At 40.2% G+C, this 23,396-nt stretch carries 28 protein-coding genes; 16 read left to right on the forward strand and 12 right to left on the reverse strand.

The features are described from left to right. The 12 genes from EAL49_RS07465 to EAL49_RS07520 all read right to left on the reverse strand — a co-directional run. Nucleotides 1-276 (reverse strand): SabA family sialic acid-binding adhesin (locus tag EAL49_RS07465; RefSeq protein ID WP_341466557.1); only part of this gene is annotated, 276 nt, incomplete at its 3' end. Nucleotides 277-782: 506 nt separating this feature from the next. Beyond that, nucleotides 783-1,040 carry a 30S ribosomal protein S18 gene (rpsR, locus tag EAL49_RS07470; RefSeq protein WP_000440196.1) on the reverse strand — a complete coding sequence of 86 codons (258 nt, stop codon included), beginning with the start codon at nt 1,038-1,040 and terminating at the stop codon, nt 783-785. 22 nt (nt 1,041-1,062) lie between these two features. Then, nucleotides 1,063-1,608 carry a single-stranded DNA-binding protein gene (locus EAL49_RS07475; RefSeq protein WP_120829659.1) on the reverse strand — a complete coding sequence of 182 codons (546 nt, stop codon included), beginning with the start codon at nt 1,606-1,608 and terminating at the stop codon, nt 1,063-1,065. A gap of 9 nt (nt 1,609-1,617) precedes the next feature. After that, nucleotides 1,618-2,046: a 30S ribosomal protein S6 gene (gene rpsF, locus EAL49_RS07480; RefSeq protein WP_001216748.1), complete on the reverse strand. Its 429-nt coding sequence runs from the start codon at nt 2,044-2,046 to the stop codon at nt 1,618-1,620. A gap of 129 nt (nt 2,047-2,175) precedes the next feature. Continuing rightward, complete coding sequence (gene holA, locus EAL49_RS07485; protein ID WP_120829660.1) at nt 2,176-3,198, reverse strand: DNA polymerase III subunit delta; 1,023 nt, start codon at nt 3,196-3,198, stop codon at nt 2,176-2,178. After that, nucleotides 3,188-5,122 (reverse strand): RNB domain-containing ribonuclease, encoded by a 1,935-nt coding sequence (locus tag EAL49_RS07490; protein ID WP_120829661.1) that lies wholly within the window; start codon nt 5,120-5,122, stop codon nt 3,188-3,190. The genes holA and EAL49_RS07490 overlap by 11 nt, the downstream gene beginning before the upstream one ends. Continuing rightward, nucleotides 5,122-5,913: a shikimate dehydrogenase gene (locus EAL49_RS07495; RefSeq protein ID WP_120829662.1), complete on the reverse strand. Its 792-nt coding sequence runs from the start codon at nt 5,911-5,913 to the stop codon at nt 5,122-5,124. Before EAL49_RS07495 ends, EAL49_RS07490 begins: the two co-directional genes overlap by 1 nt. Nucleotides 5,914-5,920: 7 nt before the next feature. Further along, the gene (locus EAL49_RS07500; protein WP_120829663.1) at nt 5,921-6,499 is read right to left on the reverse strand and encodes an SH3 domain-containing protein; all 579 of its coding nucleotides are present in this window, start codon (nt 6,497-6,499) and stop codon (nt 5,921-5,923) included. Between the two features lie 8 nt (nt 6,500-6,507). Beyond that, a complete protein-coding gene (locus tag EAL49_RS07505; protein WP_025449955.1) occupies nt 6,508-7,554 on the reverse strand; it encodes a microcin C ABC transporter permease YejB in 1,047 nt (348 codons plus the stop codon). Next, a complete protein-coding gene (locus tag EAL49_RS07510) occupies nt 7,551-9,332 on the reverse strand; it encodes an extracellular solute-binding protein (protein WP_120829664.1) in 1,782 nt (593 codons plus the stop codon). The genes EAL49_RS07505 and EAL49_RS07510 overlap by 4 nt, the downstream gene beginning before the upstream one ends. Then, nucleotides 9,333-10,313, reverse strand: coding sequence for a tryptophan--tRNA ligase (trpS, locus tag EAL49_RS07515; RefSeq protein WP_120829665.1), 981 nt, complete (start codon nt 10,311-10,313; stop codon nt 9,333-9,335). A gap of 69 nt (nt 10,314-10,382) precedes the next feature. Next, a complete protein-coding gene (locus EAL49_RS07520; RefSeq protein ID WP_120829681.1) occupies nt 10,383-11,120 on the reverse strand; it encodes a methyltransferase domain-containing protein in 738 nt (245 codons plus the stop codon). Between the two features lie 123 nt (nt 11,121-11,243). On the opposite strand from EAL49_RS07520, the gene secG reads away from it, so the two are divergent. The 16 genes from secG to nuoK all read left to right on the forward strand — a co-directional run bounded on the left by secG (nt 11,244) and on the right by nuoK (nt 23,394). After that, nucleotides 11,244-11,837, forward strand: a complete 594-nt coding sequence (secG, locus tag EAL49_RS07525) for a preprotein translocase subunit SecG (RefSeq protein ID WP_162973139.1) — start codon at nt 11,244-11,246, stop codon at nt 11,835-11,837. Beyond that, nucleotides 11,837-12,394, forward strand: a complete 558-nt coding sequence (gene frr, locus EAL49_RS07530; RefSeq protein WP_120829667.1) for a ribosome recycling factor — start codon at nt 11,837-11,839, stop codon at nt 12,392-12,394. Before secG ends, frr begins: the two co-directional genes overlap by 1 nt. 1 nt (nt 12,395) lies before the next feature. Further along, entirely contained in the window at nt 12,396-13,001 is a 606-nt protein-coding gene (gene pyrE, locus EAL49_RS07535) for an orotate phosphoribosyltransferase (protein WP_120829668.1), read from the forward strand. After that, entirely contained in the window at nt 12,991-13,455 is a 465-nt protein-coding gene (locus EAL49_RS07540; RefSeq protein WP_120829669.1) for an RDD family protein, read from the forward strand. The genes pyrE and EAL49_RS07540 overlap by 11 nt, the downstream gene beginning before the upstream one ends. Next, nucleotides 13,452-14,141, forward strand: a complete 690-nt coding sequence (locus EAL49_RS07545; RefSeq protein ID WP_120829670.1) for an SIR2 family NAD-dependent protein deacylase — start codon at nt 13,452-13,454, stop codon at nt 14,139-14,141. Before EAL49_RS07540 ends, EAL49_RS07545 begins: the two co-directional genes overlap by 4 nt. Before the next feature lie 101 nt (nt 14,142-14,242). Beyond that, nucleotides 14,243-14,644, forward strand: a complete 402-nt coding sequence (locus tag EAL49_RS07550) for an NAD(P)H-quinone oxidoreductase subunit 3 (protein ID WP_001183540.1) — start codon at nt 14,243-14,245, stop codon at nt 14,642-14,644. After that, nucleotides 14,644-15,123 (forward strand): NuoB/complex I 20 kDa subunit family protein, encoded by a 480-nt coding sequence (locus tag EAL49_RS07555; protein WP_001183508.1) that lies wholly within the window; start codon nt 14,644-14,646, stop codon nt 15,121-15,123. The genes EAL49_RS07550 and EAL49_RS07555 overlap by 1 nt, the downstream gene beginning before the upstream one ends. Further along, nucleotides 15,123-15,920 (forward strand): NADH-quinone oxidoreductase subunit C, encoded by a 798-nt coding sequence (locus EAL49_RS07560; protein ID WP_001862738.1) that lies wholly within the window; start codon nt 15,123-15,125, stop codon nt 15,918-15,920. Before EAL49_RS07555 ends, EAL49_RS07560 begins: the two co-directional genes overlap by 1 nt. Nucleotide 15,921: 1 nt before the next feature. Continuing rightward, entirely contained in the window at nt 15,922-17,151 is a 1,230-nt protein-coding gene (gene nuoD / locus EAL49_RS07565) for an NADH dehydrogenase (quinone) subunit D (RefSeq protein ID WP_120829671.1), read from the forward strand. Beyond that, nucleotides 17,148-17,378, forward strand: coding sequence for an NADH-ubiquinone oxidoreductase subunit E family protein (locus EAL49_RS07570; protein WP_000819164.1), 231 nt, complete (start codon nt 17,148-17,150; stop codon nt 17,376-17,378). Before nuoD ends, EAL49_RS07570 begins: the two co-directional genes overlap by 4 nt. A 2-nt stretch (nt 17,379-17,380) precedes the next feature. Continuing rightward, entirely contained in the window at nt 17,381-18,367 is a 987-nt protein-coding gene (locus EAL49_RS07575) for a hypothetical protein (protein ID WP_120829672.1), read from the forward strand. Continuing rightward, nucleotides 18,364-20,895: an NADH-quinone oxidoreductase subunit G gene (locus tag EAL49_RS07580; RefSeq protein ID WP_120829673.1), complete on the forward strand. Its 2,532-nt coding sequence runs from the start codon at nt 18,364-18,366 to the stop codon at nt 20,893-20,895. The genes EAL49_RS07575 and EAL49_RS07580 overlap by 4 nt, the downstream gene beginning before the upstream one ends. Then, nucleotides 20,892-21,881 (forward strand): NADH-quinone oxidoreductase subunit NuoH, encoded by a 990-nt coding sequence (nuoH, locus tag EAL49_RS07585; protein WP_120829674.1) that lies wholly within the window; start codon nt 20,892-20,894, stop codon nt 21,879-21,881. Before EAL49_RS07580 ends, nuoH begins: the two co-directional genes overlap by 4 nt. A 10-nt stretch (nt 21,882-21,891) precedes the next feature. Next, on the forward strand, nt 21,892-22,554 hold the full coding sequence (gene nuoI, locus EAL49_RS07590; RefSeq protein ID WP_120829675.1) for an NADH-quinone oxidoreductase subunit NuoI: 663 nt from the start codon (nt 21,892-21,894) through the stop codon (nt 22,552-22,554). After that, nucleotides 22,547-23,095, forward strand: coding sequence for an NADH-quinone oxidoreductase subunit J (locus tag EAL49_RS07595; RefSeq protein WP_120829676.1), 549 nt, complete (start codon nt 22,547-22,549; stop codon nt 23,093-23,095). The genes nuoI and EAL49_RS07595 overlap by 8 nt, the downstream gene beginning before the upstream one ends. Then, nucleotides 23,092-23,394, forward strand: coding sequence for an NADH-quinone oxidoreductase subunit NuoK (nuoK, locus tag EAL49_RS07600; RefSeq protein ID WP_000579759.1), 303 nt, complete (start codon nt 23,092-23,094; stop codon nt 23,392-23,394). The genes EAL49_RS07595 and nuoK overlap by 4 nt, the downstream gene beginning before the upstream one ends. Nucleotides 23,395-23,396 lie beyond the last annotated feature (2 nt).

The following is a 23,396-nucleotide window of genomic DNA, read 5'->3' on the forward strand; positions in this document are numbered from 1 at the left end:
CAAATTCCTAGAGCTTGAGCCTAGATTATCCCTTGCGTCGTTAATCGCGCTCGGATCAGCGGATAATTTGATAAGGGTGTTTAGGGTGCTGTAATTGTTCAAAAGGTTGTTCAGCTTTTCATAATTGTCTGAAAGCTGTTGGATGCCTTTGGTGTTTTTCACCATTTGAGCGGCTTCACCGATTTGATAGCCTACGCTTGTGTAAAAGCCGTCGTCTTCAGCGTGGAGCAAAAACGAGAGAGAGAGAGAGAGAGAGAGTAAAAGGGTTTTTTTCATCATATTCTCCTTGAAATTAAAATGGTTAGGTGAGTCTTGTAAGATTATAAGATCTTATCACAAGATTTTCGTTAATATAGCATGGATTGATAAGATTTTTGCACTAATTTGGCGTTTTGTTGTTTCAAAAAAAAAAAAAAAAGATTTTGGGGTGTTTTGGAACTATTCTCAATTATTAAAAAGGTTTTAAAATAGGGTTTAATAGGGATAAAATGGGGGTTTGATTGCTTGCTGGGATCGTTTTGAATTTGGTTATAAAACTCTTAAGGGGATATTTTAAATGGGATCGCTTTAGTTTTGGTTGTAAGACTCTTAAGGGGGTATTTTAAAATAACATTCCCACTAATAACGCTTAAGAAATCACCGCTAAAATCAAGCTTTTTCATTTTGTCTTAAAAAGGCTTTTTATCGTTTTTACCGCTAGCGCTCCATAAAAGCCAAGCCAAGATTAAATAAGATTAAATAAGATTAAAAGGGCATGCCCCCTATTAGCCCTAATCAAAAATTTAGTGCTGTTTAAAAGGGCTATCCACGACTTTTTTCCTATCCACAATGTAGGGGATTAAAGCCATGTGGCGGGCTCTTTTGATCGCTACTTCCACCCTCTCTTGCCACTTTTTGCTATTGCCTGTCAACCTTCTTGGCATGATTTTATAGCGCTCTGATAGCGTGTGCTTGAGCATGTCTAAATCTTTATAGTCAATAAAGCTGATTTTAGCTTCGGTGTATTTGCAATAGCGTTTTGAATAGCGTTTTCTTTCCATAATGTCTCCTTAATTTTAACCCTTAAAAGGGGATTTCTTCTTCATCAATATTGATTTCAGGCACGCTGTTTTGATACTTGGACGGCTGTGCTTGTAAATTCTCTTTAGCGTAAGCGTTTTGCGCATAGCTTTGGGCTTGGTTAAAAGGATCCTGGCTGGGAGCGTTATGATTAGCGGGATAAGCGTTGTTGAAACTCTCATGCGTCATGCTATCTTGCATGGCGTTTGCTTGGGGATTGTCTGACTTTTTATCCATAAATTGCAACGAGTCCGCCGTGATAGTGTGGCGGGAATTTTTTTTGCCCGTTTGATCCATCCAACTCTCATAAGTCAAACGCCCTTCTATCAAAACGCTTGAACCCTTGCTCAAATACTGGTTAGCGATTTCAGCCGTTCGCCCAAACAAACGCGCATCTATAAAGCACACCTCTTCGCCTAGCGTGCCGTCTTGCTTTTTAAAACGCCTACTTGTGGCTAAACCTATTGTAGCCGCAGCCGAACCGCTAGGCAAATATTTCAACTCCACATTCCTAGTCAAACGCCCTACCATAATCACTTTATTAAACATGATAAGCCCTTATTCGCTATGAGATCCTACGCTTTCTGCTTCCTCTGTGTGGTGAGAATGCGTGTGTTCGGTTTTTTCGTGTTTTTCTTTAGCGTGTGATGGCTTTTTATTAGCCCTATCCACTAACGCATGCCACGCTTCTACCTCTTTTTTGCTTTCGTATTTGATCACAATGAAACGCAACACGTCTTCATTGATGCGATACAATCGTTCAAGCTCTAAAATCATGGACGGCTCTGCTTTGAAATACGCCACATAATAATAGCCTCTTTTGTGCTTTTTGATTTCATAAGCCAAATTACGCATGCCCATATCCAGGCTCGTTTCAATCACGCCGTGATGCTTAGTGATCACTTCTCTGTAAAATTCAATTTTGGATTTAATCTCTTCTTCTACTAAAGTAGGTTTGAGAATAAACATCGTTTCATAATGCCTCATCCATTCTCCTTGTGGTTGTATAGCCCTTTTTTTACTAAAAAAGAGCAAGGTCTAAAAAACTTTTGATTATACCTTGCTTTCGCTTGTTTTTGGATTAAATTTAGTTTTATTAACACCTTTCAGCATTTTTCAAGGGTTAATGATTTTTTGAATGGGGGTCAAATACAAAAAGCCCAATTCCTTTTGCCCTTGCATGCTTTGAATGTGCCATAACCTAAAAATTTCAAAAACCCTCTTATAGCCGGCTTCTTTCAAACGCAAGGCGTTTTTAGCGTAATTTTCGGCAATTTCTTTAGGAGGAGCGTAGCCTAAAACCTCTTTAGCGTCCATTAAACCGGTTGTTTTGATGTGGGCGAAAAATAAAAAAAGCTGGTAAAAATACCGCTCTAACCCCCTTAAAATATCCGCATCTTTTTTGCCCTCTTTTAACAAATAATCATAAATATCAAGCACGCTTTTTTTCAAAAAAAGCCCTAAAATGAGCTTTTGTAAATCCATATCCCCCGCATTGGAGCTTAATTCTTGAATGTCTTCTAAAGTGATGGGCGTATTTAGAACCGCTAACTTGTCTAAATCGTTAAATGAAATGCTTAAATCTTCGTTATTGGTTTCAAAAAGAGCGTTTAAAAGATGGCTGCTGATGTCTAATTGTAAAACATTAGCCCTTTCTTGCAAGAATTTCAAACTCTCCCAAGTTTTAGGGGTAAAAAAGCGCACACAGATCGCTTCATCTTTCAAGGGGCTTTTTTGGAAAAATTTAACGATAGCATCGCTAGTGTATTTGTATTTGGTGGTGTCGCTTTTAGAATTATAAAGCCCTATGATAAGCCTGTTATGGCTAGGCCGCTCTAGAGCTTTTAAAAAAAGATTGATATCATTTTCTTTAAATTTCTTATGCAGCGCAAAATCCAGTTTTAAAATGACTAGACTGCTCCCTCCAAATAAAGAATCCTGCTCTAAAAGGGTCGCAATCTGGCTTTTTTCATAATCGCTCGCATAAAAAAGCGAAGTTTCTATGTCAGGGTTACTGAGCTTAAAAAGCGCGCTAATCGTTTGAGCGTAATAATGAATAAAAAAATCAAACTCCCCATACAAAAACACCGCTTTAGGGAGGCGTTGTTTTAAATAATGGTCCAAATCTTTACGATACATGCTCTTTAATCCTTTCTGTGATTTCGCCTCTAACTTGCCCTAAAATCAAATCCGCATGCGTGATTGTAACGCGCACCTTTTCTAACGGCTTAAAAACCTTGTTCGTTTTGATTAAAACTTTAAGCCCTATAAATTCTTTTAACCCCACCACTACCCAATCTTTAACCTCTAAAACCACGCCCAAAAACTCTTTTTCTAAAAACTCTAAAGCCAAGCGGGCGAATTTGCGCTTGATGAAATCCCTTTCAATCAAAGCAACTTTTTTTTGTAAAGCGTTCAACTCAGCGCATAATTCAGGCGTTTCTTCTAACAAATACGAGCAACCTTTAGCTTGATGGAATAACAATTCTTTTAAAAGCCTGTGCAAGGCTAGATCGCTGTAGCGTCTAATGGGCGAAGTGAAATGCGTATAGCTGGCAAACCCCAAACCAAAATGGCTTTCTTGCATGAGGCTATAAAGGGCTAAATTTTGAGACTTAATAATCAAGCGTGAAACTTCTCTTTCTATACTCTTTTCTTTGGCTATCTTTAAAGCATGCTCTAAAAAAGGAAAAAAGCCCATGTTTTTAGGGCGCACAATCTCATAATCAAAAAGCTTAGCATAGAGGCGTTTTTGCTGCTTTAAACTTGGCTCTTTATGGGTGCGGTATATCCCCTTATTGTGAAAATGCTCATCTAATAACCTCGCACTAGACTGGTTGGCTAAGAGCATGGCTTCTTCTATAAGGGTGTGGGCATCGCTTTCTTTTTCTGTTTCAATTTTTTCTATACGCCCTTCTTTATTTAAATACAGCTTGTTTTCAAAGGAATTGAAATTAAACCCCTTTTTTAAACGCTCCTTTTTTAATTTCAAAGCCATTTCTAAAAACCCTAAAAGGCTTTGTTGCAAATCTTTATCTAAAGCGCTTTGATTAGCCCTTAAAAAATGATTGATCTCTTCATAAGTGCAATTAGCCCTAACTTCAATAACGCCTTGAGATAATCGGGCGTTTTTCAAATTATCTAAAGGGATTTCATACACTAAAGCCAGGCGTTTTTCAAACGCTTTTAGTGAGCATGCCCCTTGAGACAAACTCAAAGGCAACATGGGATAGACGCTATTAGGGAAATACACGCTAAAGCCCCTAAGCCTAGCTTCCTTATCCAAACTGGAATATTTCGGCACAAATTCGCTCACGTCAGCAACCGCCACAAACAAAACCCTTTTTTCTTGGTCATAAAAAATCGCATCGTCAAAATCTTTAGCGTCTTTGGGGTCAATGGTGATAAAAGGGATGTGAGAATAATTGATCCTGTCTTTAAAATCGCTCGCTTTAAGTTGCGCGTAATGTTGGGCTAAATTCAAACAATCTTTTGAAAAATCCTTCACTCTGTCAAAAAGGCTTAAAGAAAGGTTTTCATCTATTAAAGGGTCTTCTAAAGCCCCTAAAATTTCGCTGATTTCACGCTTTTTAAGATCGATCTTTACCACGCAATGCCTAGGCAATGCTAACAAGGATCTTTGGCTGTGCTTTAAAGAAATAGGTTTTTTAAAAGGCTCTTTAAAAGGGATAGCCACAATCTGGTTTTTTTCTTTAGCCAAGTAAGCTATCATCGTGTCTTGCACATCAAAAAGAGCGGCTTTAAAAAAGGCTATGGGGCGTTTTTTAGAACATTCTATTTGGCATAAAATCAAAGCGTCTGTTTTAAAAGATGGGGGTAAGTTTTTGATTAAAGGGTCTTTAGGGTAATTTTTCGCCAAAGAAATGAAAAACGCCTTATCTTTTACTTTTTCAACTTTGCCTATATCAAAGCCTTCTTTTAAAAAATAGCGATCCTTGTTTGATTGAAGCGCTTCTTTTAAAACGCCCTTTTCTACTAGGGGAGCGAATCGTTTAGGGATCTTTTTAACCCCAAAAAACAGGCTTCTTAAAAACCCTTGCATCAAAAAACACTTCGCATGACTTCAAACGCTTTTGAATAAGGGATTTGAGAAGCGCTGAATTTTTCAAAACTTAAAGCAGCTTGATAGATGAGCATGCCTTTCCCGTCTTGAAAAGGGGTTTTTAACTCTTTGGCTAGAGACAAAAAGGGCGTTAAAAACCCATACGCCAAATCATAAGCGAGCTTGCCCTCTTTAAAATACCCTTTCAAAACCTCTTTATTCAAAGGCAATTCGTTATTCAAACTCGCTGAAGTAGCGTTAATGATCAAATCAAAAGCGCTTTTAGGAGGCTCTATGAAACAATCACAGCCCAAGCGTTGGAAAAAATCCAATCCCCTAGCAGAGCGGTTCAACACGCTCACTTGTAAGCCTTGTTTTTTTAATTCGCACGCTAGGGCTTTAGCGCTCCCCCCAGAGCCTAAAATCAGAGCGTTTTGATAGTTTTTTTGCTTTAAAGAAAGATAAAACCCTAAAGCGTCGGTATTGTAACCCACAAGCTCATCATTTTCCAAAACAAGCGTATTGACTGAAGCACATTCAAGTGCGATGCCCTTGATTTTATCGCAAACTTGAAACGCCCTTTCTTTAAAAGGTAAGGTTACATTAGCCCCACTCAATCCCAAATGCAAAAACTCGTTTTTGATGTGGCTTTCTAAAGGGAGTAATATGGGGTGGTAATGCCCCAAAAACCCTAATTTTTTTTGAAAAGTCAAAAAACAAGCGTTATGGATTAAGGGCGATTTGGAATGTTTAATGGGATTCCCAAAAACCCCAAACGATTTTAAGTTCATTATTCTTTCATTCAGCCTTTTTTAAAAGTTTTAAAAACACATAGCCCTTTGTTTCGTGAGAAAATTCAATTTCAGCCCAATCGTTTTGGATTTCTAAAACCTTCACGCTTTTATCTTTGGTGAGCGAGCCAATGATTTTACCTTTAATGCTAGGAAAAGCGCGCACATTCACGCCACTGACTGCGACTTTATACTCTAGGGGTTTTTTTCCCATTAAGGGGGTTGTGGGGGTTTTTTGATTCTTTTGAACGGGCGGGACGCTGTTTTGTTTAGACTCATTTTCTTTTTCTTGCTCTTGTTTAATTTCTTGTTTTTGCACGGCTGTGTCTAAAGGTGGCGCTGTGTCTTTGGTGGGGTTTTCTTCTGTGGCGGTTGTGGTCGTGTTGGCTTCTTCTTGTCTGGGCGAAAGCGTGCCGTTTTGATGCTCTGTCTCGGTTTTTTCTACATTTGGGCTTATTGGAGCGCTGTCTTTTTTCATATAAAAACCAAGCGCAGCATGCGCTAAAGCATACAACAACATGAACGCTAAAACCACCAACAAAGGCTGCATAAAAAGTTTTAAAGAAGATTTCATCTCAGTTTTCATTCCTACCCTCAACGCTTTTCAAAATCAATCCTAGGGTCAATCACCACGCAGAGCAAATCGCTTATCAAACTCGCTACCAAACCTAAAAGCGTGAAAATATAAAGCGAACCAAACACGACAGGATAATCCCTACTCACAATGCTTTCATACCCTAAAAGCCCTAACCCGTCTAGGCTAAAAACAATCTCTATCAACAAACTTGAGCTAAAAAACATGCCCAAAAAAGCCTGCGGGAAACCCGCCACCACTAATAAAATCGCATTGCGGAACACATGCGCATAAAAAATACGCCCCACTGAACAACCCTTAGCCTTAGCGCTCAGTACATAAAGTTTGCCCATTTCATCTAAAAAGGAGTTTTTCACTAAAAGCGTAAGGCTTGCAAAACCCCCTAAAGAAATGCAAAGGACAGGCAAAGTGATATGCCATAAATAATCCTTGATTTTACCTAACGCGCTCAAACTTTCAAAATTATCGCTCACCAACCCTTTTAAAGGGAACCAGTGCCAATAATTCCCCCCAGCAAAAAACACGATCAACACCACCGCAAACAAAAAGGCCGGGATAGCGTTAGCAACGATAATCACCACACTGCTTAACACGTCTAAAGGCTCGTTATTGCGTTTGGCTTTAAAAATCCCTAAAGGGATGGAAATAAGATAAATCAAAAGCGTGCTAAAAAGCCCTAAAGAAATGGATACCGGCAATTTTTCCTTAATCAAGTCTATCACTTTAATCTGGCGATAAAAGCTCTCCCCAAAATCAAATTGCAGATATTTTTTGAGCATGAGAAGATAGCGCTCCCCTATAGGCTTGTCAAAACCATAGAGTTTTTTTAAATTTTCTAACAAATCGCTCTCCAACCCTTGAGACGCCCTATACGAACGCTCTTTAACAAGACCTTGGGTTTCTTTGGACTGCGTGTTATTGATTTTAGCCATCATCTGTTCTATGGGGCCTCCAGGAGCCGATTGGATCAAAAAGAAATTAATCGTCATGATGGCCAATAAAGTAGGGATAATCAAAAGCAAGCGTTTAAGAATGTAAGCAATCATTGAAGATCCTTTTCTTTTTTTATCCACCACAAATACGGCGAAAATCCATAGCTAGGGCTAACTTCAGGCATGCCAATGTAATTATACGCTGCGATCCTGTAATTAGGCAAATAAAAATGCGGTATCACATAAAACCCCCACAACAGCACCCTATCCATCGCTTGAATGGCGGCTAGTTGTTCCTTATAATCTTTAGCGTTAATGATTTTTTCAATCAAATCATCTACCGCTTTACTAGAGATTCCCGCATAATTCCTTGTGCCTTTTTCCTTAGCGCTCAAAGAGCCAAAATAAAAGCGTTGCTCATTACCCGGGAAAGACGATTGGCCAATCACTCCTACAATCATGTCAAAATCATAGCTTTTGACCCGATTGACATACTGGCTTAAATCCACTCTTTGGATTTTCATTTCAATCCCCAACACCCTTAAGTTTTTAGCAAAGGCTAGGGCCAGTCTTTCAAAGGCTGGGCTGTTTAAAAGCAAAGTGAAACTAAAGGGCTTGTTATTTTTATCCACTAAACGCATGTTTTTGTAAGAAAAGCCCGCGCTTTTTAAAAGGTTTTGGGCGTATTTTAAATTTTCCCTCAAATTATAGCCCAAAACATCAGGCCCATCGGTTCTAGGCACGACATAAGGCTCTTTAAAAACCCTTTCATCTAAACTCTTTTCATAAGGGGCTAACAGAACTTTTTCTTCAGGGCTTGGAAGAGAGGGGGACGCATAGACAGAGTTACTGAAAAAACTAGTGGTGCGTTTGTATTGCGAAAAAAACAAATTTTTATTCGCCCATTCAAAATCAAACGCATAAAATAAGGCTTCACGCACCCTTTTATCCTTAAAAATTTCCCGGCGCGTGTTGAAGAAAAACCCTTGCATGCCGCTTGGCATTTTATGGGCTATCAGGTATTTAGTGATTTTTTTATTATCCATAGCTTTCCCCACATAGCCCCTAGCCCAAATTTTAGCCGTGCTTTCAATGCGCCAATCATACGCCCCGCTTAAAAAAGCCTGTAAAGCAATGGTTTCGTCTTTATAATACTCAAATTTGATCTCATCAAAATTGAATTGCCCCTTTCGGCTAGGCAAATTCCTCGCCCAATAATTAGGGTTTCTTTGGTAGGTGATTTTCTTGCCCACATCAAAAGAAGCGATCACATAAGGACCGCTAGAAACAGGAATGAGTAAGGGGTTTTTTTCAAAATAATCCTTTTGAAACGCTTTTTTGGAAAAGATCTGCAACTGCCCTAAAATGAGAGGCAACTCTTTATTTTCAGTGGTTTTGAAAATGAATTTAACATGGTGTTTGTCTAAAACAACCGCCTTTTTAACGTCTTGGTAATACTGCCGATAGAGAGGCGATCCTAATTTCATTATCGTATCAAAGCTAAACTTCACATCGCTCGCTAAAATGGGAGCGTTATTGCTGAATCTCGCTCTTTTATCTATCGTAAAAATCACATAGCTGTTATCCTTAGCCACTTCTGCGTCTTTAGCGATTAAGGGGTATTCTGCAAAAGGCTCGTCCAAACTTTGCACCATTAAAGTGTCATAAATGAGATCCAAGCCTTCGGCTTTAGTGCCTTTAAGCGCAAAAGGGTTAAGACTATCAAAAGTCCCTATAGCGTCATTCCTTAAAACACCGCCCTTTCTGGCGTTAGGGTTAGCGTATTCAAAATGCGTGAAATTGTCTTTATATTTAGGTTCTTCGCCCAAATATAAATAAGGCGTAGCCTTAAGGAAACAAAACACCCCTAACCATAAACCTAAAATTTTCATCTAAACCAACCCCATCAATTCTTTAGCCTTTTGGTAAGTCGCTTGCGCTAAAGGTTTGGCTTTTTTGACGCCGCTATTTAAAACGGCTCTCACTTCATCATCGCTGATTTCTTTGTATCTTTCTTGGATGGGTTTTAAAGCCTGGATCATTACTTCAGCTAATTCCTTTTTAAAATCCCCATAGCCTTTATTTTTGAAACGCTCTTCTATGTTTTCTGGGCTTTCATCGCTTAAAAGCATGTAGATATTTAAAAGGTTAAAAATCCCCTCTCTTTTTTCATCAAATGCAATAACGCCCATAGAATCAGTGGCCGCTTTTTTGATTTTTTTCACAATAATGTCCGGCTCATCTAAAAGAAAAATCGCATGGTTAGCCCCTTGATGCGATTTACTCATCTTCACTTTTGGATCGTCTAGCCCCATAACCCTTGCCCCCACTTTAGCGATCAAAGGCTCTGGCACTTTAAAGCAGTTCCCAAAATCCCTGTTAAATTTTTCTGCAATGTTTCGTGTGAGCTCTAAATGCTGTTTTTGATCTTCGCCCACTGGCACTAAATCGCTTTGGTATAACAAAATATCTGACGCCATCAAAATAGGGTAATTGAAAAGCCCCACGTTCACGCTTTTAGGGTTTTTTAAAGACTTGTCTTTGAATTGCGTCATTCTTTGCATTTCCCCCATAGACACCTGACAATTTAATAGCCACGCTAAAGCCGGGTGCTCATCCACTTCACTTTGAATGAATAACCCCGATTGCTTAGGGCTAATCCCGCAAGCTAAAAGCAATTTGACTAACTCATAGGTTTGGGATTTTAAAAATATAGGATCTATGGGTAGGGTGATCGCATGCGAATTGACGACACAAAAAAGGTTTTCATATTCATCTTGCATCTCTACCCAATGCTTGATCGCTCCTAAATAGTTGCCCAAATGGATTTGCCCGGTCGGTTGGATGCCTGAAAAGACTCGTTTTTTTTGCATGTTGTTTCTCGCTCATTAGTTAGTGTTATTGTAACCACCTAATTTTAATATTTTAATTTATCTTGGTTTTTAAGAACGCTTGATCCCTGAAAAGAGTAACACTTCATAGCTCAATTTTTCAAACGCCATGTTTTGGAAAAAATGTTTTTTTTGCTTGAAACTCAGCGTTGAACCCCCTAAAAGACCGCATTTTTTAAGGTAATTCAAGCAGTCTTGTTTGCGGTTAAAATAAAGAGCGAAGCGCTTGTTTTCTAATTCTATTTGAAAATGTTTAAAAGCGTTTTTGATCAAGGATTTGAGCGTTTTGAGATCCCTTAAAGGCGAAGGCGTGCCTAAAAATTCATGCACTTCATGCAAACTAAAATCCGTATGGATAGCTAAAGCAGCCTCCTTACTAGAAAGAGCGATTTTTTCTAAAACGCTTTTTAAATCCCTTGCCCATTGCAAAGATGAAGAGGACACAACCAGATCGTAATCGCAAAAAACATGTTCTTCAAAATCCGCATGCTCTAAAGAGATTTTTTGAATGTTGATAGAATGCGTGGGGTGTAATTTGAGCATGTTTATGGAATTATCCAAAGCGATAAAGTCTTCAATCACAATATTTTGCCGCTCTAAAGCGTTAAAAACAGCCCCACTCCCTGATCCTAAATCCAAAACTTTAGCGTAATGTTTTTGTTTTAAAAATTGAACAAGACAGATAGCGATTTGTTGCTGAATATGGGCGAAGAGGTGATAAGTTTTGGCATGCTGATTAAATGCATGCTGATTGAATGCATGCTGATTAGATGAATGAAAAGAGTCCAACACCACCGCCCTTAACGCGCCACGCTTGAAATTAAAACTAAATTTTAGTGTATTCTTAGCAAATTTTAGATAAGATCAAGCGTAATTTTTTCTAAATTTTAGGGATTTAAGGAATCAGTGTTTATGACAAGCGCTCTGTTAGGCTTACAAATTGTTTTAGCGGTATTGATTGTGGTGGTGGTTTTGTTGCAAAAAAGTTCTAGCATCGGCTTAGGGGCTTATAGCGGGAGCAACGATTCTTTATTTGGCGCTAAAGGGCCCGCAAGCTTTATGGCGAAATTGACCATGTTTTTAGGGCTGTTATTTGTCATCAACACCATCGCTTTGGGCTATTTTTACAACAAAGAATACGGCAAAAGCATTTTAGATGAAACTAAAACTAAGCTTTCGCCCCTAGTCCCTGCCACCGGCACGCTTAACCCTACGCTCAATCCCACACTAAACCCAACGCTCAATCCTTTAGAGCAAGCCCCAACTAATCCTTTAATGCCACAACAAACGCCTGACGAACTTCCTAAAGAGCCAGCCAAAGCACTTTCTGTTGAAAGCCCCAAAAAGAATGAAGAGAATAAAAAAAATGATACCAAAGAAAATAGTATAAAGGGTGTTGAAAAAACCAAAGAGAACGCCAAAACGCCCCCAACCACCCACCAAAAGCCTAAAACGCATGCAACGCAAACCAACGCCCATACCAACCAAAAAAAGGATGAAAAATAATGTTACAAGCCATCTATAACGAAACCAAAGATCTAATGCAAAAAAGCGTTCAAGCTTTAAGCAGAGATTTTTCCACTCTAAGGAGCGCGAAAGTTTCAGTCAATATTTTAGATCACATCAAAGTGGATTATTACGGCACGCCCACCGCATTAAATCAAGTCGGCTCCGTGATGAGCTTGGATGCGACCACCATTCAAATCAGCCCATGGGAAAAAAACCTGCTCAAAGAAATTGAAAGATCCATTCAAGAAGCCAATATTGGCGTCAATCCTAATAACGACGGCGAAACGATCAAGCTTTTTTTCCCGCCCATGACAACCGATCAAAGAAAACTCATCGCAAAAGATGCCAAAGCAATGGGCGAAAAGGCTAAAGTGGCTGTAAGGAATATCCGCCAAGACGCTAACAACAAGATAAAAAAATTAGAAAAAGACAAAGAAATCAGCGAAGATGAAAGCAAAAAAGCCCAAGAGCAGATCCAAAAAATCACCGATGAAGCCATTAAAACAATTGATGAAAGCGTGAAAAACAAAGAAGACGCGATTTTAAAGGTCTAAAATGGATATTAAGGCATGTTATCAAAACGCTAAAGCGCTGTTAGAGGGGCATTTCTTGCTCAGTAGCGGGTTTCATTCTAATTATTATTTGCAATCCGCTAAAGTTTTAGAAGATCCCAAACTAGCCGAACAATTAGCCAAAGAATTAGCCAAACAGATCAAAGAAGCCCATTTGAATATTGAATGCGTGTGCTCACCTGCTATTGGGGGGATCTTGGCTGGGTATGAGCTTGCAAGGGCTTTGGGCGTGCGTTTTATTTTCACTGAAAGGGTGGATAATGTCATGGCGTTAAGGCGTGGTTTTGAAGTCAAAAAAAACGAAAGAATTTTAGTGTGTGAGGACATTATCACTACGGGAAAATCCGCCATGGAATGCGCTAAAGTTTTAGAAGAAAAGGGCGCTCAAATCGTGGCTTTTGGCGCTTTAGCCAATCGGGGCATTTGCAAACGCACCCATTCTCATTTGAAAGCCCAAGAGGGTGCGTGTTTGCCTAGCCATTTGCCCCTTTTTGCTTTAGAAGATTTTGTTTTTGACATGCACAAGCCTAGTTCTTGCCCTTTATGCGCTACTAGCGTTGCTATAAAGCCAGGAAGTCGTGGCAACTAAAAAAACCAAAAAAAATAAAACCCCAGAAAAAAAACGCGTTTTAGAAAGCCCTTTAAAAGGGCTGTATCTCTCTTTACGCTTAAAGGCCTTCATCACCGATATTTTTATGATTTATACCCCCATGCTTTATATAATGACTTATGCGATTTTAGGGAGCGCGAAGGATTTTAGGGAAAACCAGAGCGCGATTTTTTTATGCCTGCTTTTTTACGCCCTAACGCACAGCTTTTTTATCGCTTTTAAATCCCAAAGCCCTGGCATGCGTTACGCTCATTTTAGATTAGTCAAAAATAATGGTAAAGAAGTGGGATTTTTTTTAGCGTTGTGGCGCTTTGTTTTGTGGGTGTTAAGCATGGGGTTACTTATAGGGTTTGTTGCGCCTTTTATTTTTAAGTTTTTTTTGCATGACAAATTCAGCGGCACTCATATTGAAATTATCAAGGAGGAAACATGAAAAATTTAGTGATTTTAAGCGGGGCTGGCATTTCAGCAGAAAGCGGGATTAAAACCTTTAGGGACGCTGATGGCTTGTGGGAAGGGCATGACATCATGGAAGTTGCTTCGCCTTATGGTTGGAAAAAGAACCCGCAAAAGGTGTTGGATTTTTACAACCAAAGGCGCCGACAGCTTTTTGAAGTTTATCCTAACAAAGCCCATAAGGCTTTAGCAAAATTGGAAAAACACTATCAAGTTAATATCATCACCCAAAATGTAGATGATTTGCATGAAAGGGCGGGTTCTTCTCGCATTTTGCACTTGCATGGGGAATTATTAAGCGTTCGCAGCGAAAAAGATCCTAATTTGGTTTATAGGTGGGAAAAGGACTTGAATTTAGGCGACTTGGCCAAAGACAAATCGCAATTACGCCCTGATATTGTGTGGTTTGGCGAAGAGGTGCCTTTGCTTAAGGAAGCGATTTCTTTAGTCAAACAAGCGCACCTTTTAATCATCATTGGCACTTCTTTGCAAGTCTATCCCGCCGCTGGCCTCTACACGCATGCGCATAAAGACGCCCTCATTTATTACATTGACCCTAAGGCTAAAAACGCCCGTTTGCCCCAGAATATCCAATGCATTAATGAAAGCGCGGTGCATGCCATGCAAGATTTAATGCCCAAACTCATAGAAATGGCTTCTTAAGAAATGTTAAAATAATTTTTATTTTTTCAGCTAACGATTAGCAAAAACATGGTTTAATTGGCTTTGTCATTTGCTAGTAATTAAAGGAGTTTGAGAGTCTGATGCAACAAGCCACAGAAGCATTGAATCACCCCTATTTTGGCGTTTTTGTTTTGTTGGTATTCACCTTTTGGGTGTTTAACTTAACCTTAAGGATTCAAAGGTTTTTAAGCCGTAAAATGGCTCAAAAAAAGGGCGAAAAGCTCAAGCTCGCTCCCTATGAATGCGGGCCTGTGGCTCTCAAGCAGCCTAATAGAGTGTCCCATCATTTCTATATCATGGCTATGCTTTTTATTTTATTTGATGTAGAAATCGTTTTCATGTTCCCTTGGGCGATTGATTTTAAAAAATTAGGCTTGTTTGGGCTCGTTGAAATGCTAGGCTTTGTCTTCTTTTTAACCATTGGTTTTATTTACGCTTTAAAGCGAAACGCTTTGAGCTGGCAAAAATTAGAGGTGAAATAATGCAACAAGCACCGGTTGTTCTAAGCACTTTGGATAAATTATTGAATTGGGGGCGTTCTAATTCGCTCTGGCCTTTAACCTATGGCTTGGCGTGTTGCGCGATTGAGATGATGGCGACAGGGGGTTCAAGGTTTGATTTTGACAGATTTGGCACGATTTTTAGAGCGAGCCCTAGGCAATCGGATGTGATGATCATCGCTGGCACGCTCACTAAAAAACATGCCGAGTTTATGCGTAGGCTCTATGATCAAATGCCTGAACCTAAATGGGTGATTTCTATGGGGAGTTGCGCTAACACAGGTGGGATGTTCAACACTTATGCGACCGTTCAAGGAGCGGACAGGATCGTTCCTGTGGATATTTACTTGCCCGGTTGCGCACCACGCCCAGAAACTTTACAATACGCTCTTATGGTTTTGCAAGATAAAATCAGACGCTCTAAAGCGATCAAACAAGACGCTCCTAAAAGGTTAGTGTGATGGTAAGAAAACAATCCCCCTATGAAGATGTGCAAAAACAATCGCGCCAGCATGACCCCTATAAAATCATAGAACCCACCCCTAAAAAATATTTAGAGGGCAGCGCTTATGAGGTCATTTACAACCACCTTTCTTACAAGCATGAAATTTTAGACAAATACATAGAGACTAACACGGCTGTGTTTTGGATCAAAAAAGACGATATTTTTTCTGTCGCTACGATTTTAAGGCATTTGGGTTATGAGTGTTTGAGCGAAATGAGCGCGATAGATTTGTGCGCTAAAAAAGGGCATTTTGAATTGTTTTATCAATTCGTGGGCTTTAGCGATAGCTGTAAGAACCGCCGTAGGGTGCGCGTGAAATGCGTTTTGTTGCCTAATGAGAGCGTGGATTCTTTGAGTTTTTTATACCGCTCGGCTAATTGGAGCGAAAGGGAAGCGTATGACATGCTTGGTATTGTGTTTGACAAACACCCCTATTTGAAACGCCTTATCATGCCGCATGATTGGGTAGGCCACCCCTTATTGCGTTCTTACCCGCTCAAAGGCGATGAATTCGCTCAATGGTATGAAGTGGATAAAATTTTTGGCAAAGAATACCGAGAAGTGGTGGGTAAAGAGCAGAGAGACAGTGCAAGAGTGGATGAAAAAGACACTTTCAATTTCGCCAAAATTGGCTATGAGCAGGGCAAAGGCGAAGAATTAAAAGAAGTAGAAGAAAAGCATGCGTTTAAGAAAATCCCTTTTGTCAAAGATTTGCACAAAATCGCCCCCACTATCTTAAAAAAGAGGCTATAAAATGGCTCAAAATTTCACGAAACTCAACCCTCAGTTTGAAAACGTCATTTTTGAACATGACGACAACCAAATGATTTTAAACTTTGGCCCCCAACACCCCAGTAGTCATGGGCAATTGCGCTTGATTTTGGAATTAGAGGGCGAAAAAATCATTAAAGCTACCCCTGAAATTGGCTACTTGCATAGAGGCTGTGAAAAGTTAGGCGAAAACATGACCTATAACGAATACATGCCCACTACTGATAGATTGGATTACACTTCTTCTACCAGCAATAATTACGCTTACGCTTATGCGGTAGAGACCTTACTCAATTTAGAAATCCCGCGCCGAGCGCAAGTGATCCGCACGATTTTACTAGAGCTTAACCGCATGATTTCACACATCTTTTTTATCAGCGTGCATGCTTTAGATGTGGGGGCGATGAGCGTGTTTTTGTATGCGTTTAAAACGAGGGAATACGGGTTGGATTTGATGGAGGATTATTGCGGGGCTAGGCTCACGCATAACGCTATAAGGATTGGGGGCGTGCCTTTAGATTTACCCCCTAATTGGTTAGAAGGCTTGAAAAAGTTTTTAGGCGAAATGAGGGAATGCAAAAAACTCATTCAAGGCTTATTGGATAAGAATCGCATTTGGCGGATGCGTTTGGAAAATGTGGGCGTTGTAACGCCCAAAATGGCGCAAAGCTGGGGCATGAGCGGTATCATGTTAAGAGGGACTGGGATCGCTTATGACATTAGAAAAGAAGAACCTTATGAGCTTTATAAAGAGCTTGATTTTGATGTGCCGGTGGGCAATTATGGCGATAGTTATGATAGGTATTGTTTGTATATGTTAGAAATTGATGAAAGCATTCGCATCATTGAACAACTCATTCCCATGTATGCAAAAACCGATACGCCTATCATGGCTCAAAACCCGCATTATATTTCCGCCCCTAAAGAAGATATAATGACGCAAAACTACGCCTTGATGCAGCATTTTGTTTTAGTGGCTCAAGGCATGCGCCCGCCCGTTGGGGAAGTGTATGCCCCCACAGAAAGCCCTAAAGGGGAATTAGGGTTTTTTATCCATTCAGAGGGCGAGCCGTATCCTCATAGACTAAAAATCAGAGCCCCTAGCTTTTATCACATTGGGGCTTTAAGCGATATTTTAGTGGGGCAATATTTAGCGGATGCAGTAACCGTGATTGGCTCAACCAATGCGGTGTTTGGCGAGGTGGATAGATGAAACGCTTTGATTTACGCCCCTTAAAAGCAGATATTTTTGAACGCTTAGAAGAATTGATTGAAAAAGAAATGCAACCTAATGAAGTCGCTATTTTCATGTTTGAAGTGGGGGATTTTTCTAATATCCCTAAGAGCGCTGAATTTATCCAATCTAAAGGGCATGAGCTTCTCAATTCTTTGCGTTTCAATCAAGCGGATTGGACGATTGTCGTGAGAAAAAAGGCTTGATTTTGAGCGGCTTTAACCCCTTAAATTCTCCCTTAATCGCAAGCTCTTCAATTAGCTTGAAAGAAGCCTATTGTTTAGAAAAATTATCTCTTAAAAAAGGGTTTAAAATCCATTACAAGATGAGTGAAGATAGCTTAAACCTTTTAGAAAAAAGCGATTTGTGCGTTTTGTTTGGAGGGTTTTCAAACGCTTGTTTGAATGAAAACGAACGATTGATTTTAGGAAGCATTAACCAATCAAAACGCCCCTACGCCTTGTTAAGACCCTTACAAGATACAAGAGACTTGCAAGAAAATTGCCTTTTTGCGTCATATGAAATCCACACGGAAGCGGCGATTTTGGCTTTGATTTTAAGGGGCATTTTAGAAAAAACTTCCCAATTAAAAGGGCATGTTTTAGAAAAGGTTGATGTGGGGTATTTAAGCTCTGAAGCGAACATGAGCGAAGAAGAATTACAAGAACTTATCGCTCTTATGGTTAAAGCAAAAAAAAGGGTGCTTGTTTTAAACAGAGAAATCACTAAGCATGCTGACAACGCTTTTTTATACACCCTTTTAAGCGGGTTGCAAAACTACCTAGAAATTTTACACATCCCTTGCAACGATTCAAACGCAACAACCACTTTTTATGACTCCAAAGATCAAGAATGGCTGCTAGAAACAGCCTTTAAAGAGGGCATTTTGCCTTTTGAATCACAACTTAAATCAAAAGATTTAGAGCTTTTAGAGCGGATGGGTGAGGCTAACGGCTCGTTTGTCTATGTTTCTTACAAAAGCCTTGAAACCCCCAAATTATCTTTTTCCAAGCAATTTAAAATCGCTAACAAGATCCAGCATTCTAAAGCGGGGTTTCAAATCTCCAATAAAACGCTAGAATGCGAGTTAGAAGAAAGCCCCCATTTGAAGGGTTTGATTGCGATTTTAGAGGGAGCGTTTTTTGACGCTTACCCTTATATCCCTATTTTATCCCACTCTCAAGGAATTTCATGATCACAATGAATATCAATGGCAAAATAATTGAGTGCCAAGAGGGACAAAGCGTTTTAGAGGCTGCTAGGAGCGCTGGGATCTATATCCCTACTATTTGCTATTTAAGCGGTTGCTCGCCCACAGTCGCATGCAAAATGTGCATGGTTGAAATGGATGGCAAACGGGTTTATAGCTGCAACACGAAAGCCAAAAACAACGCCACTATCCTCACTAACACCCCAACGCTCATGGATGAAAGAAAAAGCATCATGCAAACTTATGATGTCAACCACCCCCTAGAGTGCGGCGTGTGCGATAAGAGCGGGGAATGCGAATTGCAAGACATGACGCATTTAACCGGCGTAGAGCACCAACCTTATGCGGTGGCTGATGATTTTAAAGCCCTAGATTCATGGGCAAAAGCCTTGTATGATCCTAATTTGTGCATCATGTGCGAAAGGTGCGTAACCACTTGTAAGGACAATGTGGGCGAAAACAACCTTAAAGCCACTAAAGCCGATTTGCATGCTCCGGATAAATTTAAAGACAGCATGTCCAAAGACGCTTTTAGCGTGTGGAGTCGTAAGCAAAAAGGCATTATTTCTTTTGTGGGCAGCGTGCCTTGCTATGATTGCGGGGAATGCATTGCGGTATGCCCTGTGGGTGCTTTGAGCTATAAAGATTTCGCTTACACGGCTAACGCATGGGAACTCAAAAAGATCCATTCTACTTGTTCGCATTGCTCAGCCGGGTGTTTGATTTCTTATGATGTGCGCCATTTTGATACTCTAGGCGAAGAATCTAAAATCTTTAGAGTGCTTAATGATTTTTACCATAACCCTATTTGTGGGGCAGGCCGTTTCGCTTTTGATGTGAGCTCTAGCCCTAAAGGCAGCACTAATCTTAAAGAAGCGCAAAACGCCCTCAAAGAATGCGAAGCGGTGCGAATAGGTGGGGACATTACGAATGAAGAGGCGTTTTTAATAGAGCGTTTGAGGAAAAAGCTTGATTTTAAAATCTACAATCAAGAAGCGTATCATTTCCAGCAATTTTTAAAAGTGTTGGGCGAAGTTAAACGCCCCAGCATTGAAGAGATTAAAACTTCTCATTTAGTCGTTACGATAGGATCTTCTATCAAAACAGAAAACCCTTTGGTGCGCTATGCCATCAATAACGCCCTCAAGCTCAATAAAGCTTCTTTGATCGCTATGCACCCTATCAAGGATAACGCGCTAGTGAATTTGTGCCGAAGCTCTTTTTGCATCACCCATGAAGTGGGGGCTGAAGAAATCCTTTTAGGCATGCTTTTAAAAATGCTTAACATTGAAAGTGCGGCTCTAAAAAGCTTGGAAGATTCCAAGCAAAGTGTTGTGGATGAAGCGGCTCTTAAAGCCTTAGAAGAAGAGCGAAAAAAAGCTTTAGAACAAGCTGAGCAAGGGTGCAGTATTGGAGAAAATAAGGCAGAAAATAAAGAAGAGGATAAAACAGAAGCAGCTGCCCCAAAAGAAAATCAAGAAGAAAACAAGACAGAGGTTAAAGAAGAAAAAATTGAAGTCCCTACCAAAACCACTTATTTGTTGCTTGAAGAAGCGGGCATCAATTTAGAAACTTATGAAAAAATTCTCGCTCTTTTGCAAAAATCAAATAACACCTTGCTGGTGGTTGGCGAAGAAATTTATAGCCACAAACAAGCCCACAATATCGCTAAAATGTTGCGTTTGTTAGCCCAAAAAAGCGCTGTTAAACTCATTCTTATCCCTCCAAGCGCGAACGCTTTAGGCATCGCTTCTATTTGTCAATTGAGCGAAGAAATTTTTGAACATGAAAAAATTGTAGGCATTCGCGCTCAAGGGGATTTCACTATCAATAGCGATGATAGGGTTTTTGGGAAAGACGCTCTCAGCAAAGTGGATTTTATTTTGCCCAGTCTCAACCAGCTAGAAGGCACGATCACCAATATTGAAGGGCGTGTGTTGCCCTTAAAACCGGCTTTAAGGTTTGAGGGCTATGACTTGAGCGATATTATGCAAGGCTTTGGCTTTGTGGAAGAAAATCTCACAGAATGCACCCACAAACTCCCTACAGAAGCGGGCTTTAAAGCCATAGAATTTGATTATCTAACCAACTATTTCACTAATGACAGGGTCAATCACAGAGGCTATTTATTAGGAACAAGCCATTTTGAAAACAGCGCTAAAGAATGCGAAACCACAGAATGCGAGCCTATCAAGCCTTTAAAAGAAAAAATCGCTTTCAACGCGTATTTAAAATACCCAGAAACGCAATTCAATAACGCTACCCATAAAAGCGAGAATTTGCAATTAAAGACTGGTATTTATGTGTCTAAAGCTTTCTTAAAAAAATTGAATAAAGAAGTGGGGCAAAACATCACTTTATCTAAAGAAGAAGAGGAATTAACAGGCGTTTTGTATCTTGATGAAAGCTTGGATCAAGATGTGTTTGTCATTTCGCCTTCTCTTTTGACAAACCATTCTAACTTTTTTAGAGAGGGCGTGTTTGATAGCGTGGATTTAAAGGAGCAAGCATGAGCGCTTATATCATTGAAACCTTGATTAAAATTTTGATTTTAGTCGCTGTTTTTTCGGCTTTAGGAGGCTTTGCCACTTATATTGAAAGGAAAGTGTTAGCCTATTTCCAACGCCGTTTAGGGCCTTGTTATGTGGGGCCTTTTGGGCTTTTGCAAGTCGCAGCAGACGGCATTAAGCTTTTCACCAAAGAAGACATTATCCCTCAAGGTGCGAATAAGTTCATTTTCACGCTAGCGCCCATTATTGCGATGGTGAGCGCGTTTGTGTCCATGGCGCCTATCCCTTTTTTCCCTAATTTCACTCTGTTTGGCTATGAGATCAAGCCCCTTATTTCTGACATTAACATTGGCTTTTTGTTTTTCTTAGCCGTGGGTTCAGCAGGGATTTATGCGCCTATTTTAGCCGGGCTTGCCTCTAATAACAAATACTCTTTAATTGGCTCCGCAAGAGCGACGATCCAACTGCTCAGCTTTGAAGTGGTCAGCACTTTAACCATTCTAGCCCCCTTAATGGTGGTAGGATCGCTCTCTTTAGTGGAAATCAATCATTACCAAAGCGGTGGGTTTTTAGACTGGCTTGTGTTTAAGCAACCTCTAGCGTTTGTTTTGTTTTTGATCGCTAGTTACGCTGAATTGAATCGGACCCCTTTTGACTTGTTAGAGCATGAAGCCGAGATTGTGGCCGGGTATTGCACCGAATACAGCGGCTTGAAATGGGGCATGTTCTTTTTAGCGGAATACGCGCATTTATTCGCTTTTTCTTTTGTGATTTCTATTGTGTTTTTTGGCGGGTTTAACGCATGGGGCTTTATCCCTGGAGGTTTAGCGATTTTGATTAAAGCGGGCTTTTTTGTCTTTTTATCCATGTGGGTTAGAGCGACTTATCCGCATGTGCGCCCAGACCAACTGATGGATATGTGCTGGAAAATCATGTTGCCTTTAGCGTTATTGAATATTGTGCTAACAGGCGTTATCATTTTAATTTAAAGGAGGTTTTATGGCCAAACAAGAATACAAGCAACTTCCTAAACGAGCCGAAGCTCATAGCACGACCGAGCAATTTAAAGACACCATTAAAACGAGCTTGGGTTTGGATCTATTCAAAGGGCTAGGGCTTACGATCAAGGAATTTTTTAGCCCGAGCGTAACCATCCATTACCCTATGGAGCAACTCCCCTTAAGCCCTCGTTATCGCGCGGTGCATCATTTGCAACGGCTTTTAGACTCAGGCTCTGAAAGGTGTATTGGCTGCGGGCTGTGCGAAAAGATTTGCACGAGTAATTGCATAAGGATCATCACGCATAAGGGCGAAGACAACCGCAAAAAGATCGATTCTTACACGATCAATTTAGGGCGTTGCATTTATTGCGGGTTGTGTGCGGAAGTTTGCCCAGAATTAGCGATCGTTATGGGGAATCGGTTTGAAAACGCCAGCACCCAACGCTCCCAATACGGCTCTAAAAGCGAGTTTTTAACGAGCGAACAAGACGCTAAAAATTGCTCGCATGCCGAGTTTTTAGGCTTTGGTGCGGTAAGCCCTAATTACAATGAACGCATGCAAGCCACCCCTTTAGATTATGTCCAAGAGCCTTCAAAAGAAGAATCACAAGAAGAGTCTCCAACAAACCCAAAAAGCCATAAGGAAGATGAAAATGTTTGAAACCATTGCCTTTTATTTCTTTGCGATCCTTACTTTGAGCATGGCGTTAGTGGTGATCACCACCACGAATATTCTCTATGCCATTACCGCTCTCGCTAGCAGCATGGTTTTTATCTCTGCTTTTTTCTTTTTATTGGACGCTGAGTTTTTGGGCGTGGTGCAAATCACGGTGTATGTGGGCGCGGTCATTGTGATGTATGCGTTTGGCATGATGTTTTTCAACTCCGCTGCAGAAGTCATTGAACGCAAGCAAAGCCCTAAAATCTTGTGCGTTCTTTCATTTGGCGTGGCGCTATTACTCACCTTGATTTTAAGTGCTCCTAGCATTGGCGAAAACCTTTCTAAGCAAGTCAATTCCAACGCTATTGATGCGCAAATCCCTAACATTAAAGCCATTGGTTATGTGCTTTTTACCAATTACCTCATCGCTTTTGAAGCGGCGGCTTTAATGCTTTTAGTCGCTATGGTTGGAGGCATCGCTACAGGGATTCAAAAAATCCATGGGAAAAATCACACGCAATTTATAAAGGAATCTCTATGATAGGGTTGAACCACTATTTGATTGTTTCAGGGTTGCTCTTTTGCATTGGTTTAGCGGGCATGCTGAAACGCAAAAACATTCTGTTGCTCTTTTTTTCTACAGAAATCATGCTCAATGCGATCAATATCGGTTTTGTAGCGATCTCTAAATACACACACAATTTAGACGGACAGATGTTCGCGCTCTTTATTATCGCTATTGCTGCTAGTGAGGTGGCTATTGGTTTGGGCTTGGTGATTTTGTGGTTTAAAAAATACAAGAGCTTAGACATTGATTCTTTAAACGCTATGAAAGGTTGAGC

The sequence above is a fragment of the Helicobacter pylori genome, from assembly GCF_003637665.1.
Lineage (GTDB): Bacteria > Campylobacterota > Campylobacteria > Campylobacterales > Helicobacteraceae > Helicobacter > Helicobacter pylori_CK.